16 protein-coding genes are annotated in these 17,416 nt (G+C 44.6%); 8 read left to right on the forward strand and 8 right to left on the reverse strand.

Annotation, left to right across the window (positions count from 1 at the left end; all coding sequences use genetic code 11):
* Positions 1 to 40 precede the first annotated feature (40 nt).
* From QUA90_RS20850 to QUA90_RS20870, 5 genes are all read right to left on the reverse strand, one after another.
* The gene (locus QUA90_RS20850) at positions 41 to 2,398 is read right to left on the reverse strand and encodes a polysaccharide biosynthesis tyrosine autokinase (protein WP_333447483.1); all 2,358 of its coding nucleotides are present in this window, start codon (positions 2,396 to 2,398) and stop codon (positions 41 to 43) included.
* 1,039 nt (positions 2,399 to 3,437) lie between these two features.
* Positions 3,438 to 4,868, reverse strand: a complete 1,431-nt coding sequence (locus tag QUA90_RS20855; RefSeq protein ID WP_333386556.1) for an MFS transporter — start codon at positions 4,866 to 4,868, stop codon at positions 3,438 to 3,440.
* Between the two features lie 212 nt (positions 4,869 to 5,080).
* Positions 5,081 to 5,638, reverse strand: coding sequence for a Uma2 family endonuclease (locus tag QUA90_RS20860; RefSeq protein ID WP_333386559.1), 558 nt, complete (start codon positions 5,636 to 5,638; stop codon positions 5,081 to 5,083).
* A 66-nt stretch (positions 5,639 to 5,704) separates the two neighbouring features.
* Positions 5,705 to 6,259, reverse strand: coding sequence for a hypothetical protein (locus QUA90_RS20865; protein WP_333325260.1), 555 nt, complete (start codon positions 6,257 to 6,259; stop codon positions 5,705 to 5,707).
* A gap of 118 nt (positions 6,260 to 6,377) precedes the next feature.
* A complete protein-coding gene (locus QUA90_RS20870) occupies positions 6,378 to 7,055 on the reverse strand; it encodes an ATP-dependent Zn protease (RefSeq protein WP_333386562.1) in 678 nt (225 codons plus the stop codon).
* 57 nt (positions 7,056 to 7,112) lie between these two features.
* Between QUA90_RS20870 and QUA90_RS20875 the strand changes: the two genes are divergently transcribed.
* The 4 genes from QUA90_RS20875 (at position 7,113) to rpsN (ending at position 9,994) form a co-directional block, all read left to right on the forward strand.
* On the forward strand, positions 7,113 to 7,274 hold the full coding sequence (locus QUA90_RS20875; RefSeq protein ID WP_333386564.1) for a hypothetical protein: 162 nt from the start codon (positions 7,113 to 7,115) through the stop codon (positions 7,272 to 7,274).
* Between the two features lie 35 nt (positions 7,275 to 7,309).
* The gene (gene rseP / locus QUA90_RS20880; RefSeq protein ID WP_333386567.1) at positions 7,310 to 8,404 is read left to right on the forward strand and encodes an RIP metalloprotease RseP; all 1,095 of its coding nucleotides are present in this window, start codon (positions 7,310 to 7,312) and stop codon (positions 8,402 to 8,404) included.
* 211 nt (positions 8,405 to 8,615) lie between these two features.
* Entirely contained in the window at positions 8,616 to 9,278 is a 663-nt protein-coding gene (gene nth, locus QUA90_RS20885) for an endonuclease III (protein WP_333386570.1), read from the forward strand.
* 413 nt (positions 9,279 to 9,691) lie between these two features.
* Positions 9,692 to 9,994 (forward strand): 30S ribosomal protein S14, encoded by a 303-nt coding sequence (gene rpsN, locus QUA90_RS20890; RefSeq protein WP_006633844.1) that lies wholly within the window; start codon positions 9,692 to 9,694, stop codon positions 9,992 to 9,994.
* 132 nt (positions 9,995 to 10,126) lie between these two features.
* Here rpsN and QUA90_RS20895 read toward each other — a convergent pair whose 3' ends face one another.
* Complete coding sequence (locus QUA90_RS20895) at positions 10,127 to 10,456, reverse strand: hypothetical protein (RefSeq protein WP_190740107.1); 330 nt, start codon at positions 10,454 to 10,456, stop codon at positions 10,127 to 10,129.
* Between the two features lie 46 nt (positions 10,457 to 10,502).
* Here QUA90_RS20895 and aat point away from each other — a divergent pair, with 46 nt between their 5' ends.
* The 3 genes from aat (at position 10,503) to leuS (ending at position 14,730) form a co-directional block, all read left to right on the forward strand.
* Positions 10,503 to 11,099 carry a leucyl/phenylalanyl-tRNA--protein transferase gene (aat, locus tag QUA90_RS20900; protein WP_333447485.1) on the forward strand — a complete coding sequence of 199 codons (597 nt, stop codon included), beginning with the start codon at positions 10,503 to 10,505 and terminating at the stop codon, positions 11,097 to 11,099.
* A 100-nt stretch (positions 11,100 to 11,199) separates the two neighbouring features.
* Positions 11,200 to 11,922, forward strand: a complete 723-nt coding sequence (locus tag QUA90_RS20905) for a Uma2 family endonuclease (protein WP_333447487.1) — start codon at positions 11,200 to 11,202, stop codon at positions 11,920 to 11,922.
* A gap of 249 nt (positions 11,923 to 12,171) precedes the next feature.
* The gene (gene leuS, locus QUA90_RS20910) at positions 12,172 to 14,730 is read left to right on the forward strand and encodes a leucine--tRNA ligase (RefSeq protein ID WP_333447489.1); all 2,559 of its coding nucleotides are present in this window, start codon (positions 12,172 to 12,174) and stop codon (positions 14,728 to 14,730) included.
* Positions 14,731 to 14,850: 120 nt separating this feature from the next.
* Here the strand turns inward: leuS and QUA90_RS20915 are convergent, their stop codons facing one another.
* Positions 14,851 to 15,660 (reverse strand): SAM-dependent chlorinase/fluorinase, encoded by an 810-nt coding sequence (locus QUA90_RS20915; RefSeq protein ID WP_333447491.1) that lies wholly within the window; start codon positions 15,658 to 15,660, stop codon positions 14,851 to 14,853.
* 18 nt (positions 15,661 to 15,678) lie between these two features.
* On the opposite strand from QUA90_RS20915, the gene QUA90_RS20920 reads away from it, so the two are divergent.
* Positions 15,679 to 16,527 (forward strand): DUF3598 family protein, encoded by an 849-nt coding sequence (locus QUA90_RS20920; protein WP_333332359.1) that lies wholly within the window; start codon positions 15,679 to 15,681, stop codon positions 16,525 to 16,527.
* 146 nt (positions 16,528 to 16,673) lie between these two features.
* Here QUA90_RS20920 and QUA90_RS20925 read toward each other — a convergent pair whose 3' ends face one another.
* Positions 16,674 to 17,351, reverse strand: a complete 678-nt coding sequence (locus QUA90_RS20925; protein ID WP_333332362.1) for a GIY-YIG nuclease family protein — start codon at positions 17,349 to 17,351, stop codon at positions 16,674 to 16,676.
* Positions 17,352 to 17,416 lie beyond the last annotated feature (65 nt).

Below are 17,416 nucleotides of genomic sequence, written 5' to 3' on the forward strand. Positions count from 1 at the left end.
AGGCTTGTATCCTTTTTTTGGGGGTCATCTTTGTTGGGTGTCACTCTTTTTTAGGAGCTAGTTTTTGAATACGAGACGGTGCTGGCGTCAAATTCAAATATTCATTTTTATCTTCAACAACTGATGATCTCGATGCTGGATACTTCTTGCGTTTAGGGGCATGATTCGCAACTGTGCCCAAGCATGGTATGCCAAAATTTTCTAATTGACTGAAAACTTTTTTGACTACAGAAAAGGGAACCTGCTGAATTGCTACAACCATCAGTATGCCATCGGTGCGCGCCGCTAAAAAATTCGTATCTTTACTGTCAACTAGCGGCGGCGTATCGTAGATAACTAAGTCAAATTTTGCCTGAAGTTCTTCCATTAAATACTGCATCTGAGATGATGCCAGCCGTCTGGCAGTACCAGGCTCCGGGAGACCGGCAGTTAATACAAAAAGATTATCTGCTAGATGCGATCGTTGGATAATTTCATTGGGTTCGTTTTTATGGTCGAGCAAATTGCTCAATCCCTTGACATTAGGCAGTTCCAACAGCAAGTGCAGGCTGGGGGAATGCAAATTAGCGTCTACTAACAGCACTCGCTGACCCGCCAGCGCTGCCACGTGAGCTAAGTTTAAAGCAACGGTAGATTTGCCTTCGCCAACTGTAGCCGAACCAATTGCCACAGAGCTAATCGTTCGATTTGAAGAAAGAAAGCGGATATTAGTATAAAGAGAGTCAAAAGCTTCTATAAATTCCGCAGCAATTTTCTTATTACCCTCTTTTCCTTCAATATAAGCATAGGCATTAGCAATAGAAGGCGGCAATTTTCTAGCATTTTTGTCCAGAGGAATTGCTCCCAATAAAGGCGCATCAACCGCATCTTTAACGTCATCAGCACAGTAGAAAATATTGCGGAACTTTTCAATGAGGATAGCAGCTCCCAGACCCAAAACTAGCGCTCCAACAACTGCCATCATTAATTTGTTTTTAGCTTTCGATGGAACTGGCATTAGGTTGCCCTTCTCATCTCGCGGTATCCGTGGTTCAGAAATTATTTCCCAAGGTACTTGGCTTTGAGCTGCTTGGACGCGCAGAGTTTCCCGCTGGCTTAAAAGTTGATCGCGGGTGCGGGCGGCTACTTCTAATTGCTGTTGCAGTTCGTTGTAGCGGCGGGCTATGGTGGGGAATTCTGTTGCTTGCCTGTTTAAATTGTTTTTAGTTTGAGTGATTGCCTGAAGGCGAGCTTCTAAGACTTCAACTTGGTTAGCAGTATCAACCAATTGTTTAATCAAGCCTATGCGAATAGAATTTTGAAAATTTTGAACTTTAGAATTAGCTTGGGTGCCGACTAAATTTTGCCCCAAAATTCGATCAGTTTGCTGGTTGAGCAAAGCTACTAAATTTGCCCGCTTGCGCTCTAAAGCTTCCACTATAGGGTTAGCAGATTTAAAACGAGCTGTTTCTACAGCAATCTGACCTTCTACTTCCTTAACCTTGGTCAGCAACTCTTTATATTGAGGCTCTTCGCTTAAAGCTGAAGCGGCAATAGCTTCATTTGGTGTAAAATCTAATTGTTTTTGCAAGTTAGCGTACAGCGTTTTCTGTTCTTGCAGTAGCCTTTGAGTTTCTAACTCTAAAGTTTCTACGGTACGAACTTGCTGGATTAATTGCGCGCCTTGTTCTTGAGGATTGGTAATCTTTTGCTGCTGCTGTATCAACTGTAACTCCGATTTCAGGTCGTTTACGCGCTTATTGAGTCCCGGAAGCTGGTCTTCAATAAATTTAACACCTTCACCAATCCGAGTCTTGCGTTCATCAAGACTGTACTTTAAATATTTCTTTTTAGTTTCTTGTAAAACGAACTCAACTAATTTAGTATCATTCCCCATGAAGCGAACTTCCAAAATTTTAGTCAGCGTCCTCTCATCTTCTCCTATCCGCAAAACGATTAATTCTTTTTCAAGAATTTTTTCGGTAACTTTTGGATATCGTTTTTGGACTTGTTTAACAATAGCCGACAGCATCTGAGGACTCTTGAGAATTTCAAGTTGAGTTGCGTAGTCCAAACTAAAAAAATCTCGATTAGGCACTGCCCCCCCCTCGCCGCGATTGGCTAGGGCAGAGGGATCAGCAATTCTGGCCTCCGTTGTCACGGGTTCCACTAGCATCCGAAAATCGCCTTGATATGTTTTCTTGCCTCCCTTGATCTGATAAACAGCTCCAGTGCCTACTAGACCTATAATCCCAATAATGATTAGGGCTTGTCGCTGAAAAGTCCTCAACAACGGCTTTACATTCAATCCTTTCTGAGGCTGCGCGCTTAAATCTTCTCCCTCGTCAACGGAAAATTGCTGCACCTGTCGGCTCTGGTTGCTAATGGGTACGATATGAGCGTCCTGTTCTCTTTCCATGTTGACCTCTTGGATATTTTGTGGGTAAAATCAGCTTTCTTCTGCGAGCCTTCGGATTGATACTTTGAGCATTGGCTTAAGGATATCACACGAAATTATGGGTTGGTTGAGCCCACTTCCTTCTAATAGTTCTCACTACTTTCACATAGTATACAAAAATAACTAAATCCCTATGCTAGGCCGGCAGTAAAAGTTCTTTTACAACTGCTGGAGAGTTATATCAGACTGCATTTGGCTCTGCTGCGTTGTGCTTGTATTTCGGGTTTCCGGGCGACGAAGCAAACTTTTTCAGGTGTCGCTCAGCTTCCCGACAGGGGGTTCCATAACTTTACCAAACTTTTACAATTGACCGTAACACCTCAGCCGCTGCTTGCGCTGGTATTGATTTGTCCTCTATGCCATTTTTCGGTTCAGAGTCAACGGCAGAAGCACTTATTAACTTATGCGCTAACTGACCGGCTAAAAGGTTTTGCATTTCCCATGTCGATATAATTAGCCACATTCAGCAGATTTTTTGGAACGGCAACTAATCCAATCAATTTCCGAGAAAAATCTGTTTCTTCTTTTAATTATAAACTTTTTGAGGAGTTGGATGACTGATTAAGTGTATATACTTAGTTTACCGTGGTGATTATATCACCAACTCATCTCTATAGTGCGCGACAGACATAAAATTTAATAAGTTGTGTTCTCAAGCTCGATCGACATCTCGAACAACTCCAGCCTTCGGGGTTTTTCTACCGGGGCGGATGGCGCGGCGCGATTTATGTATTTTCGTAAAAAAACTAGGTTTCTGGGTTCCGGGGCTATTACTAAAACTATCGCTTTGATTCGCCCTCCGAGCCAGCTATAGCAATCCTTTCGGTAAACGCGCAACGGACTTTTTTTGAATTAACCGATGCCATAAGAAGATGACACATTGTTAAATACAAAAAGAGTTCGCACAGGATGGGAGGATTGCTATTAATCTCGCCCGGATTAGCTATCGGTAGTTGTGGTTTTTTGATTTTACTAATTACCAACTACTCTTTATTAGCGCTTACTGATTTTGTGCTTTTCTTTCTCGCAGCTTCAACAATATTTCTGCATGAACTTCGCGGGTTATGGGATAAAAATAGGTAAGAATCATGCCAGCAATTAAAGCAATTGTGGGCAGCGGCCCGATCGCAACTCGAATCGCAAACAGTGCAGAATCTGGCTGTACGGGGGCCGGCTGTCCGGGAACGGTAGAGAGAAATCCAGCTCCTTCTAATGCTTGGCCTACCAACCACAAACCCCCTGCCAATCCGATTTTTTGCAGCAGTACCATAAATGAATAGAAAACGCCTTCGCGTCTTTCTCCTGTTTGCAGTTCGTCGAGTTCGATCACATCCGGTATCATCGACCAAGGTATTAGATAAGCCGTGGAAACTCCGATACCTGCCATGACTGCTAATATGTACATCTGCAATACTTGTCCTGGTTGGAGGAAAAACAGTCCAGCTTGGGCAATAATCCACAAACTCATGCCCATAAAATATACGGCTTTTTTGCCGTATCTCTCGCTGACTTTACTCCAAACAAAGAGCATGATTAATGCAGTGCCTTGAACTGCGATCGCCACCAAGCTAAAAACGTACTGTGGCTGTTGCATCCAGTTAACAACAAAGTAGGGAATAATAGTAGCAGTCAACTGCACTCCCAGCCAAGAAAAAAGATAAATTCCAATGACGTACAAAAAAGGGCGATTGCTAAATGCAATCTGCAACTGTTCTTTCAGTGGCAAGGATGTAGAATTATCTAGGTCTGCGTTTTCTAATAGTTGGGCTGCGACGTGCTTGCGAGTTCCCAAAACACACCAGTACAAAGGCAAGACAGAGATAACTGCACAGATTGCACCTAATACTAAATATTGTTGATTCGGGTCTTTTTCAAATACACGAAAGATAATTAGAGCTAAGATCAATGAAAGGATGCTGCCGCCAATGGAGAAAGCAAATCGAAAACTATTAAGGCTAGTGCGTTCGTTGTAGTCTTGAGTAAGTTCTGGAGTCAGGGCAGTGTAGGGAAGATTGACAGCCGTGTAGGCGGTGTTGAACAAAATGCTGATTGCAACATAGTACCAAAATAACACTGTGTGATCCGTGCTAGGTACAATCCACTGCAATAAGAAGAATATGCCGAAGGGAATGCCACCATATATTATCCAAGGATATCGGCGGCCCCAAGGATGAGAAGTGCGATCGCTCAAAACCCCCACAATCGGGTCATTTATGGCATCCCAAACCTTGCCAACTACTAAAATATTACTGGCTAAGCCAGCAGGTAAACCAGCGACATTGGTAAAGAAAACTAGCAGGTAAAATGCCAAAACATTAGCGGTAATTGCCGGGCCGAGGTCGCCGGCACCGTAAGCTAATTTTGTTGATAAACTGAGTTTTTGTGTTGCGGGATTTTTGGCGGCTGGTTGAGGCGGGGAAGTGTTGCTCATAAACTTTGATTTCAGGATGTTTTTGCAGTGACAGTCTTTCCAGTAGGAGTATAACTCACGCTACGCCCTAATACTAAGTTTTTTGTAGCGATCGGGATTATTGTGAAGAATTGGTAATTGGTAATTGATAATTGGTAATTTATAGGTGGGTAGGGGCAGGTTTACGAGGTTCTTGGTTTTAGGCAATTATTCTTGGTAAAACCTGCCCCTACTTAAGGAAACAGTTGCGAAATCTGAACTTCTATTTCGGGAAATGCCAGCATTGACAAAACATCATCTTCATTAAATACTGTTTCTTGTCGGTAGTTTGCCTCGCCCGGTTCGCGAAAAACATAAACTTGCCGCGTGTTAACATCAAGTATCCAATAATCAGTAATTCCCGCCTTAGCATAAGCCGATGCTTTTCGCTTGCGGTCTGTTTCTAAAGTCGTGTCAGCTATTTCTACTAATAAAAAAATATTGTCGGGCGCGGGATGAAAATCTTGGTACAGTCGAGGGTCTATTTGCACTACAGCAATATCCGGTTCTGGTTCTGAATTATAACTTAGAGCGATCGGGTCTTGAATGCGAATTAAAGCAAGTCCTGCCAGCAGATTTCTGAGATAGTCGGCTGCACAGAGGTTAGTTGCTGCGTGGGGAGGATTTTTTGCACTCCTTGAAATAATTAGCCCGTCAATTAATTCGACTCGTTCATCGGGATTGAGAATGCCTGTTTCGGTCATGCGGCGGTATTCCTCTACAGTCCACAAGCGTAAATCTGTTACAGTCATGGCACAATTTCCTTGGGCGATATTATCTATTATCTATTATCGATTCACATTCTAGTTTTTCTTAAATTACTCGGTCAACAATCTAGATTTTGTTGTAATTGCTCCCACACACCACAAAATGGCATTAACAATTTCCGATCGCTGAATATCTTCTGCGTCTAAAAAACTTGCAAACTCTTCCTCAATATTCAAATGGTCTGCCAAATCATAAAGTATGCGCTTGTATTCAGTTGGCATCGGTATTAAAGTAGCTTTCACTAAATCGAAAAGCGCGTTCAAACAGTTGAGGATAGTAGCTGATTCGTCAAAATCTTCGGCATCGAGCAAGTATAGCGTTTCTGCAATGTCGCAAATAGCGTCTATTTGTGTGGGTGGCTTTCCCAGTTCGCTGACATCGATATTGCACAATTGGAGAGCGTTAATAGCTAGTTCTGGACGGGTAAAAAATACAAGTTGACCGCCGGCTATTAAGGGCGGCTCTTGTTCTCCATAGACAATTAGAGTATATAGATTTGGTATTTCGGTGCCGGGGTCGATCCGGAAACCGAACAGCCACAACAATTTTTCTGTATTTGGGTTCGCTGTTTGCAGTGTTGTTGGCAAAGTTTTTGGTTCTGACATGAATTTGTAATCCCTATAATACGCTCTTAAACCCGGTTTCTAAGCAAAATCTGGGTTTTAGTAATAATAAATCTACACAGCAACCGGGTTTATAAGGCAAGAGTGCGTAATCTTTTTCCTATAAATTTTGCTGGATGATGTCGCAGCATTCGGCAACAGTTGCTCTTTCTTCCATTGCTGATACTAGGGCTTCGTAAGCTGATTTGTGGCTTTCGATCAAGTTTTTTGCTCGCAGCGAACCCCAGTTTTGTTTGAGTTGAATTTCGGAACTGGGGCGGCGCAGTTGTGTTAAAATTGCGCTAATTTTTGTGCGGTCTTCTGCTCCTCCTTGTGCGCTGCCGTAAACAAATTTTTCGGCGACTATTCCGGCCATCCACACGGTGCAGTATTGGTCTAAAAGTTGGGAGGAAAGAGTGCCCTTTTGCAGTTGAGATGCTAATTGTTCGTCTTCAAATCGGACGCCACCTTGGGCTGTTTGACCTTGTTTAAATGCTTCCCAAGCGTTGAGGGCGTAGCTGGTTACGGGAATTCCTAACAGGTGGGCGACTAGGAAGTGTCCGGCTTCGTGGTGAAGGATACGATCGCGCTTTTGTTTGGAAGTTCCCCCCAGCCAATCTAATAAAATAGTACCGCCTTGACCTTGCCACTGGAAACTGTCAAGGGTGGCTAGCCCCAACAGGCAAAAAGTGGCGATCGCAGGTACGGCTTCTGGCAAGTTGAATAGGGGCCCCAACAATATTGAAACGGTGATGGCAAAGATAGAAATAGCAATAATATTCAAAGAAGTGTCTTTCATAATGGGGAATTGGTAACTGGGAATTGGTAATGGGGAATTTGTAATAGGGAATTGGTAATGGGAATTGGTTTTAGAGGTAAACTCAGGTACGATCGCGCGATCGGTTTGGCAGCGTCGGGTCGATCGCAGCAGCCGGGACTTCCGACAAAAACTCCATCTTCCAGTTTGACTGAAAATTGTCGCTCTCAAGCCACCGATATTAAAAAGATATTAAAATAAATCAAAGTCCAGTAAAAGTGTTAGTGGAATCCTTCATGTCAGTTTTGGCAGCGATCGCAGTTTTAGGTATCTTGATTGTCGTTCACGAACTCGGCCACTTCTTGGCGGCGAGACTTCAACACATCCACGTCAACCGCTTCTCTATCGGTTTCGGGCCCATCCTCTGGAAGTACCAAGGCCCGGAAACTGAATACGCCCTCCGCGCCTTTCCCCTGGGAGGTTTCGTGGGTTTTCCGGACGACGATCCCGACAGTACAATTCCCCCAAATGACCCGAATTTGCTCAAAAATCGCCCCGTGCTCGATCGGGCGATCGTCATTAGTGCAGGGGTAATTGCCAACTTAATTTTTGCTTATTTCCTGCTGGTGGTGCAATTGAGCACTGTCGGCGCTGCACAAATGAACTACCTACCGGGAGTTAAAGTCCCGGAAGTCGCCGCAGAAGTCAGTTCTGCCGCGAAACAAGCCGGAATTCGATCGGGCGACGTTGTTCTGTCTGTTGACGGCAAGGAATTGGGCGCTTCCCGCGAAGCAATCAAATTGTTGGTCACAGCAATCCAAGATCATCCCAACCAACCCCTAGCGTTGGAAATTCAGCGCCAAGAACAAAAATTTTTGGTGACAGTAACTCCTGAAGAGTCGCCCGACGGCAAAGGTCGCATTGGCGTGCAGCTAACTTCTAACGGCACTGTCGTGCGTCAGAGGGCCGGATTTGTAGAGGCGTTTAGCAAGGCCGCCAAAGAATTTGAGCGGATTGTGGTGCTGACGGTTCAAGGTTTCGGGCAGTTACTTAGCAATTTCAGCCAGACTGCCGACAAGTTGTCTGGGCCTGTGGCGATTGTGGCGATTGGTGCAGGGATTGCCAAATCGGATGCTGCGAGTTTGTTTCAGTATGCTGTGCTAATTAGCGTCAATTTGGCTGTGATTAATATCTTGCCTTTACCTGCTTTAGATGGTGGCCAGCTAGCTTTTTTGTTAATCGAAGGACTGCGGGGCAAGCCTCTGCCGAACCGCATTCAGGAAAATGTCATGCAGACTGGTTTGGTGTTGTTGCTGGGTTTGGGAGTGTTCTTGATTATTCGCGATACTGCTAATTTGGCTGGGTTTGATTTGCGAAATTTCATGCAATAGTAAATGAAGGAAGGAAGAAGGAAGACGGAAGAAGGAAGAAGGAAGAATTATGTCTAGTTTTCCGTTTTCATATTTTCCTATTTTTCCCTCTTCTTTTTTTTCTACGCAAGCGAGGCACAGCCTCTGTTTATGGGTTCCCCGGTCGTGCCTGGGAAGCAGTTAAAAACAAATGACTAATAACTAATAACTAATAACTAATGACTAATGACTAATGACTAAAAAGTTAAGTTTAAAACAACGATCGCTAGAAATTCTGATTCGCATCAAACGCCTCTATCCAGAAGCTCCTTGCACTCTTAACTACGAAACTCCCGTGCAGTTGCTGGTGGCGACGATTCTCTCGGCTCAGTGTACGGACGATCGAGTAAATCTGGTAACGCCGGCTTTGTTTGAGCGTTTTCCCGATGCGGAGGCTTTGGCAAATGCTGATTTAGAAGAATTGGAAAGTCTCGTGCGATCGACTGGTTTCTACCGGAATAAGTCTAAAAACATTAAAGGTGCTTGTCAGGCGATCGTCAATAAATTTAACAATCAAGTGCCGCAGCGGATGGAACTGCTGCTAGAATTGCCCGGAGTTGCCCGCAAAACTGCTAATGTCGTTCTCGCCCACGCCTTTGGTATTAATATGGGCGTGACGGTAGACACTCACGTCAAACGTTTGACTCAGCGGTTGGGATTGACCGAACATACCGATCCTATAAGGATCGAGCGGGATTTGATGATATTGTTACCGCAGCCAGATTGGGAAAATTGGTCGATTCGGTTGGTTTATCACGGCAGGGCAGTTTGTAATGCGAGAAATCCGGTTTGCAATATTTGCGAACTTGCAGATTTGTGCCCTTCTGCTAATAGTTTGGTGTTGCGCCAAGGTTAAGTACAGGCAAGATGCCTGTACCACAAAAATGTGGAGTGATTGTGGAATATCATTTCCGGTTATACCGGAATGATGTTGACGGTTGACTGTTGACAGTTGACAGTGAACCGTCAACTGTCAACTCGAATTTACTATTCCGATGCTAACGGATTTGATAGAACAGGAATCTTGCCTGTTGCTAAAAATGTTGAGTTATTGTGGAACAGGCATCTTGCCTGTTGCTAAAAACCTTGAATAATTGTGGAACAGGCATCTTGCCTGTTGCTAAAAATGTTGAGTTATTGTGGAACAGGCATCTTGCCTGTTGCTAAAAATGTTGTTAACAAAAGAAATAATTCAAATAAAAGAGATCCGAACTCACCAAAATATAGTACAATAGTAGATTGTGATTTATCTAAGGATATCAACAGATTATGGCTAAGAAGAGCATGGTCGAGCGCGAGAAAAAGCGCCAGAGACTCGTAGACAAGTACGCCGACAAGCGGGAAGACCTGAAAGACCAGTTTGACCAGGCTAACAATCAGATGGACAAAATGGCGATTCACCGCCAACTACAACAGCTACCCCGCAGCAGTTCGCGGACTCGCTTGCGGAACCGCTGCTGGGCAACTGGACGGCCCAGAGGTTACTATCGTGACTTCGGACTGTCTCGCAACATGATGCGAGAAATGGCTCACGAAGGTCTTTTGCCCGGTGTTGTGAAGTCTAGCTGGTAGCACGAAGGAAGAAGGGAGAAGGAAGAAGGAAGAAGGAAGAAAGAAGGAAAAAACTCACAATTAATCGGCAGGATTAGGTTTGGGGTTGATTTTTGTTTCAGACTTATGAGTTAAATTTTCCTCCTTCTTGCTTCACTGGCCACAGCATTTATCGATGCCGAGACTTTCGAGTAACAAGTCGCTGACGGCATTGGCGATCGCAAATTCGCCGTAGAAGCTTTTAGAAAAATCATAGGCCTGCATTTCGGTGACGATCGCAATTACAAGGCTGCCCACGTCATTTTCGCCTTCCATGCGCTGGCGGACATAGATTTGGGCAGCTCTTTTAGCTATTTGCTGGTTGGCTGCTTCTGGGATAAACTCGGAGTCTAGCCATGCCAGCAGCGTTTGTTGGAGCCATTGGCCTTCTTGTTCGGGGTTTTTGGCGGGCGGTAAGGTAATAGGTTCGATGGTTTCAGACATGATTATTCCTAATTGCTAATGTTGACTTTGAAAAGTTAACTGAGAAATGACAACTGATAAATATATGCAATATGATATACCGACAATTATACAAGGATACGCGCAAGGCTATTTCTTGATGGCAAATGACGGCGAGGAAAGTTTGGGGTGGTATTCGAGCCGTCAGCGGGCGCTGATTCCCCTGGATGAAAAATTTACCTATCCGAAATCCCTGCGTCGCCAACTCAATCAAAATCGGTTTTCGGTGGCTGTAAACCGCGATTTTGGGGCGGTAGTTGAGGGTTGTGCCGATCGCGAAACGACTTGGATTTCTAAGGAACTCAAGAAGATTTACTGGGGTTTGTATGAGGCCGGTTGGGCTTACAGCTTCGAGACTTGGTGCGGGGACGAATTGGCGGGCGGTATTCTCGGATTGTCGATCGGCGGTGCGTTTATTGGGGAGTCGATGTTTTACCGAATTCCCGAGGGTTCTAAGGTGGCGATGGTGAAGTTGGTGGAGAGATTGCGCGATCGATCTTATCTGCTTTTCGACGCTCAAATGAACAATCCGCACTTGGAAAGATTCGGCGCTTATACTGTTAAGGAAAAACTGTACAACACTCTTTTGCAAGCAGCTTTAAAGCGCCGCTGTTCGCTATTTTGAATATTCTGTCACTAGGGAAACGGCAATGCCATTTTCGGCGCGGATAGTTCCTTCAAACAATAGTATAATTAAGCTCAGATACTTCTCGGAGACAACCACAATGCAAGTCACAACCGAAGAAATTATTTATCCATCCAGCGACGGTCAACCAATGGCAGACAGCACAATACAATACAAATTAATTGTCACAATCAAAGAAGGTTGCGAATCGCTGTTTGAAGAGGAACCCAACGTGTTTGTAGCCGCCGATTTACTGTGGTATCCGGTTGAAGGTAGACCAGATATTTCTCAAGCGCCGGATACGATGGTGATATTTGGTAGACCAAAAGGCGAGCGACGTTCCTACATACAATCTCGCGAAGATAATATTGCTCCCCAAGTCGTCTTTGAAATTAGATCCCACAACGATAGTAACACAAAAATGAACAAGAAACTTTCATTTTACTATCGTTATGGAGTCGAGGAGTATTACCTTTACGATCCAGAAAGAAATCAGTTAGAAGGTTGGCAAAGAATTGAAGGAATCTTAGAACCCATTGAACCGATGGAGGGATGGATAAGTCCCAGACTGGGAGTGCGGTTTGAGTTACCAGAAGAAGGGTTAGAAATCTATCATCCTGATGGAGAAAAGTTTCTTTCCTATTCCGAAATAAATGCAGAGCGGCTATTAGAGCGACGGCGCGCAGAACAAGAATTTCAGCGCGCCGAAGAAGCCTCGCAGCGTGCCGAACAAGCCTCGCAGCGTGCCGAACAAGAAGCTCAAAAAGCGGAACGTTTAGCAGCCAAACTGCGCGAATTGAACATCGATCCTGATAGCATCTAAGCTCCAATTAGGAGAATAAACCCGGTTTGTCAAAGAAATCGGGTTTCTGGGGATTGCAGTTATTTACTTTTTTCAGGGCGAACCGGAGTATTTGGTCGATCGCCCCCAGCTCAAATTACCTATACTACAATATATAATACAGATATTCGAGCCAAAATCCTTGGTACTCAGAAAAATCCTAATCGAGGCCCCTTGAATGTGCCAAAATGTTCAAGCAAACATTAGTAAATCCTACACGGAGCAATTGTTGTGGATTCCAGATATAACCCCCAATCCATAGAAGAAAAATGGCAGCAGACATGGGCTGAGCAAAACTTAGACCAGATGCCAGAAGATACGCAAAAGCCTAAATTTTATGCCTTATCCATGTTCCCCTACCCGTCGGGAAACTTGCACATGGGACACGTCCGCAACTACACAATCATCGATGTAATTGCCAGACTCAAGCGAATGCAAGGTTATCGGGTATTGAATCCGATGGGATGGGACGCTTTTGGTTTGCCCGCAGAAAATGCAGCTATCGAGCGAGGAATTCCCCCTGCACAATGGACTTATCAAAACATTGCCCAAATGAAAGGCTTATTTCGCCGCCTGGGTATTTCTTTCGACTGGACAAAAGAAGTTACAACTTGTTCTCCCGATTATTATCGGTGGACTCAATGGATTTTCTTGCAATTTTTAGAAGCAGGATTAGCTTATCAAAAAGAAGCCGCAGTTAATTGGGACCCTATAGACCAAACAGTTTTAGCAAACGAACAAGTAGATAACGAAGGTCGTTCCTGGCGTTCCGGTGCAAAAGTCGAGCGCAAATTATTGCGGCAGTGGTTCCTCAAAATTACCGATTACGCCGAACAGTTATTAAACGACTTAGACAAATTGCCAGATTGGCCAGAAAGAGTCAAATTAATGCAAGCCAACTGGATCGGCAAATCAGTCGGCGCTTACTTAGAATTTCCGATTGTCGGAATGGATGAAAAAATCGCCGTTTTCACCACACGTCCCGATACAGTTTACGGCGTCAGTTACCTTGTTTTAGCGCCGGAACATCCACTAACTAAGCGCGTAACAACCGAAGATAGAAAAACCGCCGTAGAAACCTTCATCAAAGAAGTCGCTGCCCAAAGCGAGATCGATCGCACAGCCGAAGACAAACCAAAGCGTGGCATCCCCACAGGCGGCAAAGCAATCAATCCTTTCAACGGCGAAGAAATTCCCATTTGGATTGCCGATTATGTGCTGTACGAATACGGCACCGGCGCAGTCATGGGAGTACCCGCCCACGACACGCGAGATTTCAAATTTGCCAATCAATATCAACTGCCAATTAAAGTAGTAATCGTAGATGATGATGAAGTTCCGCTGACCGAAGCTTACACAGAACCAGGAATTATGATTAATTCCGAAAGCTTCAACGGCATGGATTCAATTAAAGGCAAAGCAGCGATTATTCACCATGCCGAAAATGCAGGTTATGGCAAAGCCCGAATCCAATACCGCTTAAGAGATTGGTTAATTTCTAGACAGCGTTATTGGGGCGCTCCAATTCCCGTAATTCACTGTCCCACCTGCGGAACAGTCCCCGTACCCGCATCGGATTTGCCCGTATTGTTGCCGGAAAATGTACAATTTACCGGCAAAGGTTCGCCCTTGGCAAAGATGGAAGAATGGGTAAACGTTCCTTGTCCAAGTTGCGGCACTCCGGCGAAGCGAGAAACAGATACGATGGATACTTTTATCGATTCTTCGTGGTATTTCTTGCGCTATCCCGATGCTCAAAATCAAGAGCAAGTCTTCGATACGGCGAAGACAAACGATTGGATGCCCGTAGACCAATATGTCGGCGGCATCGAACACGCAATCTTGCACTTACTGTATTCGCGGTTCTTTACCAAGGTTTTGCGCGATCGGGGTTTGATCGATTGTGACGAACCATTTAAACGCCTGTTAACTCAAGGCATGGTACAAGCAATGGCCTACAAAAACCCCGTTACTGGCAAATACGTTCCCCCAGCAGATATAGACCCCGCAAATCCACAAGATCCTGAAACTGGTGAAGCTTTAGAAGTCTTCTATGAGAAGATGTCCAAATCAAAATATAACGGCGTTGACCCCTTGGAAGTTATGGGCAAATATGGGGTAGATACGGCGCGGATGTTTATTTTATTCAAAGCACCGCCAGAGAAGGATTTGGAGTGGGATGATGCTGATGTGGAAGGGCAGTTTCGCTTTTTAAATCGCGTTTGGCGCGTGGTGACAGAGTTTGCTGCACGCCCCCCGGCCACCCCCGGTCAAGGGGTTGAAAATGCTGAATTAAGTAAAATTGAGAAGGATTTACGGCGGGCAATTCACACGGCAATTAAGGAAGTTAGCGAAGATTTGGAGGGTGATTATCAGTTCAATACTGCTGTTTCTGAAATGATGAAACTCAGCAATGCTTTGAATGATGCTAAGTGTAAAGATTCGCCAATCTATGCAGAAGGAATCAACACTTTGATTCGCTTGTTAGCCCCTTTTGCGCCGCATATTGCTGATGAATTGTGGCACAATACTGGTAACAGTGAATCGGTGCATACGCAAACTTGGCCGACTGTCGATCCATCTGCATTAGTTACCGATGAAATTACGCTGGTAATTCAAGTTATGGGCAAAACTCGCGGCACAATTCAAGTGCCTTCTGGTGCTGATAAAGCCGCTTTGGAAAAGTTTGCTCGCGAGTCGGAATTGGCTAAGCGTCACCTGGAAGGTAAGGAGATTAAAAAGGTAATTGTGGTGCCTGGAAAGTTGGTTAATTTCGTGGTAGCTGGATAAAGATGAGAAACCCGGTTTTTGGGATAAACCGGGTTTTTTATACTTATAGAGATATGAAACGGATCTTGAAATCGCTTTTACAAGCAAAACATCCGCAGACGCGGACTGCAAGAGATGATTTTAATTGTTAGTTTCAAAAAGCAATTGCACGATCGCTCCGCATTCCAATTTTAATACTGATTGAGCGCTGCCGCCATTAACGGCAATTTCTAGCCAACCGTCAGAACCAGTTATGGCAATGAAATCGCCCGGTTCGCTGTCGCTGTAGGTTTTACCGCTGGGAATGCGAATGGCATCAGAACTATGGCTAATTGTTACTGACCAATTGTTACCTATAATGCAATTATTGGGGATATTAGTAATTAGGTTGCCGAAGCGATCGACATATTGAACACAGCCTTCTATACCCGTGGCGGTAACGGCACAATTTGGTATCTCTAACTGCACTAAACTTGCAGGGTCGATCGTCTCCCCCAACTCTTCCAAAGCCACCCCGTTCGCCAAGTGAGCGCCCGCAGCAGCGAAAATATCGCGACCGTGAAAAGTGCTGCTGGGTTGAGGTGTGCGCCAGTATTTGGGGTTGGTGAGTTCGACAGATACGATCGCACTTTCCCGACTCAACACCCCGCTAAACAACCCGTTATCCGGCCCAACAAGAAAGCAATTAGCACATTTAATCGCAACAGGGCGTCTCTTGCTTCCCACACCCGGATCGACGACAGCAATATGTACGGTTTCCGGCGGAAAATAAGCAAAAGCAGTCATCAAACAAAACCTCCCCGCTGCTATATTTTGAGATGGTATTTGGTGCGTAATGTCAATGACTTTTAAGTGCGGGTTAATTTGGGCGATCGCACCTTTCATCACTCCCACATAAACATCGCTTAATCCAAAATCCGTAAGCAGAGTTATAATTCTATTTTTAGACATATATCCAAAGGTAAGAATATGGTATCACAATGGGAAAACTTTCTGCAAAACTTGGGAGAATGGCACGGTTCCTTTACCCAGTTATCGCCACGAGGAGAGGTACTTCAAGATACTCCTAGCATTATTTCTATCGAAGGTTTCAATGACAACAAAAATGTGCGATTGAAACTCCGTCGATTTTCCCCAAATCCTAGCGGTGTCGGCGAACCGGAAGTGAGCGAACTTGTTCGAGAATATCAAAGTTTGGGACGAGATATCCTATTTTTTGAGAATGGAGCTTTTTGTCAGGGAACTATTCAACTAGCGCCTTATTCTGAGTGCGGTGCAGAGTTTGGTTTTATCTACAATTATCGTCGGTTGCGCTTCCCTCTGACATACAATACCGACGGCAATTTATCAACACTTATCTTAATTCGGGAAAAGCAGCTTGATAAAAATGTCCCCGAACGTCCGCCTTTAACTGTTGACGATTTGCTGGGAGAGTGGCAGGGCGAGGCGGTGACAATGTATCCAGATTTGCGTTCTCCAGACTTTTATTCTACCAAACTGCAATTGCATTTGGAAAGTAGCGATCGCCTAGTGCAGAAAATTACTTTTGGCAGTAATGCTACTGTTATCAGTTCTAGCGCCAGCATTGACGGTTCTGTATTAAATTTTAACGAAGGTGCTATGCCCGTGCAAGTTGTGCTGCTTCCTGACGGTGGTTCTTGCACTTTACCTGTCAAGATTGAATCCAGAAAACCTATATTTTTCGAGGCAGGTTGGTTGGTAGAACCTGACTTGCGGTTTCGGATGATTCGCAGTTACAACGATCGGGGTGAATGGGTAAGTTTGACTTTAGTTACTGAACGCAAAGTTAGTCATTAATCCCGATCAGTTGTTGATGATTAAGATTGAGTATTTTGGGCGGGCTATGAGCAACGCCCCCCAATAAACTTAATGTATTGTGGAACGGGCATCTAGCCCGTTCTAAAAATAGTACAATATCTCAGAATTACAAACATTTTTCCGATTTAGGAATCGGATTTTGTTTCCTGAGTTTGCGAGTGAATCACCGCACTCCAATCATCATTGTTAACAGCAGCTTCCAGATGTTGGTGTCGTTCGCTATCATTTTCGGCGGCTGTTTCTAACTCTTTGGTAAGAGTGGAATCGGCCATTGCTTTGCGTAATTTCAGCTTCTTTTCCTCATAACCTTTTTGTTCCTCAGCAGACATAGCAGCGCGGGCTGCTTGGCCTACCGTAGCCGCCCACATTTCGCTGTCAGCACCGTTGCCCGGCGGAATGCTGCCAATTTCTGCTATCCAAGCATCGCGCAAACTTTCCATTTCTTCCCGCTTTGGGAATTTGAAAGTTTGCACACGCAGGAAAGCGCAATTTTCAACGCCATTTTGGGCAATGTGACCGTTGATTGAAAGCAGGATATTTCGCGAATAACCTATAAACTGAGTGTTGCGGGAAGTGTCCATTACAGCGTAAACGCCGGCGACTTTCGCGTTAGTTGCCAAATCGCGCCATGTATCGATCGACATTACTTGCGTGCCGTCGTTTTCTAATTCAGTAATAGTGGCTGCTGCGCTGTGTTCTGAGTCGGAACTGTATAAAAAATTGTGCAGTCCTTCATGGGCGACAGGTACGTTTTGATGTTCAATTGCTACGTCTCGATCGGCATTCACTTGATTAGCTTCCATTAAATTCAATTCCTCAAAAAATGTCAACTTTATTCATTAAATCCCACTTTCAGGGGCGGGTTGAA

The organism is Microcoleus sp. D3_18_C4, from assembly GCF_036702355.1.
Classification (GTDB): Bacteria; Cyanobacteriota; Cyanobacteriia; order Cyanobacteriales; family Microcoleaceae; genus Microcoleus.

Excerpts from the sequence above, each read along its gene's own strand:
- QUA90_RS20850 (WP_333447483.1), bottom strand. The coding sequence starts at position 2,398 with ATGGAAAGAGAACAGGACGCTCATATCGTACCCATTAGCAACCAGAGC.
- QUA90_RS20855 (WP_333386556.1), bottom strand. The coding sequence starts at position 4,868 with ATGAGCAACACTTCCCCGCCTCAACCAGCCGCCAAAAATCCCGCAACA.
- QUA90_RS20860 (WP_333386559.1), bottom strand. The coding sequence starts at position 5,638 with ATGACTGTAACAGATTTACGCTTGTGGACTGTAGAGGAATACCGCCGC.
- QUA90_RS20865 (WP_333325260.1), bottom strand. The coding sequence starts at position 6,259 with ATGTCAGAACCAAAAACTTTGCCAACAACACTGCAAACAGCGAACCCA.
- QUA90_RS20870 (WP_333386562.1), bottom strand. The coding sequence starts at position 7,055 with ATGAAAGACACTTCTTTGAATATTATTGCTATTTCTATCTTTGCCATC.
- QUA90_RS20875 (WP_333386564.1), top strand. The coding sequence starts at position 7,113 with ATGGGAATTGGTTTTAGAGGTAAACTCAGGTACGATCGCGCGATCGGT.
- rseP (WP_333386567.1), top strand. The coding sequence starts at position 7,310 with ATGTCAGTTTTGGCAGCGATCGCAGTTTTAGGTATCTTGATTGTCGTT.
- nth (WP_333386570.1), top strand. The coding sequence starts at position 8,616 with ATGACTAAAAAGTTAAGTTTAAAACAACGATCGCTAGAAATTCTGATT.
- rpsN (WP_006633844.1), top strand. The coding sequence starts at position 9,692 with ATGGCTAAGAAGAGCATGGTCGAGCGCGAGAAAAAGCGCCAGAGACTC.
- QUA90_RS20895 (WP_190740107.1), bottom strand. The coding sequence starts at position 10,456 with ATGTCTGAAACCATCGAACCTATTACCTTACCGCCCGCCAAAAACCCC.
- aat (WP_333447485.1), top strand. The coding sequence starts at position 10,503 with ATGACAACTGATAAATATATGCAATATGATATACCGACAATTATACAA.
- QUA90_RS20905 (WP_333447487.1), top strand. The coding sequence starts at position 11,200 with ATGCAAGTCACAACCGAAGAAATTATTTATCCATCCAGCGACGGTCAA.
- QUA90_RS20915 (WP_333447491.1), bottom strand. The coding sequence starts at position 15,660 with ATGTCTAAAAATAGAATTATAACTCTGCTTACGGATTTTGGATTAAGC.
- QUA90_RS20920 (WP_333332359.1), top strand. The coding sequence starts at position 15,679 with ATGGTATCACAATGGGAAAACTTTCTGCAAAACTTGGGAGAATGGCAC.
- QUA90_RS20925 (WP_333332362.1), bottom strand. The coding sequence starts at position 17,351 with ATGGAAGCTAATCAAGTGAATGCCGATCGAGACGTAGCAATTGAACAT.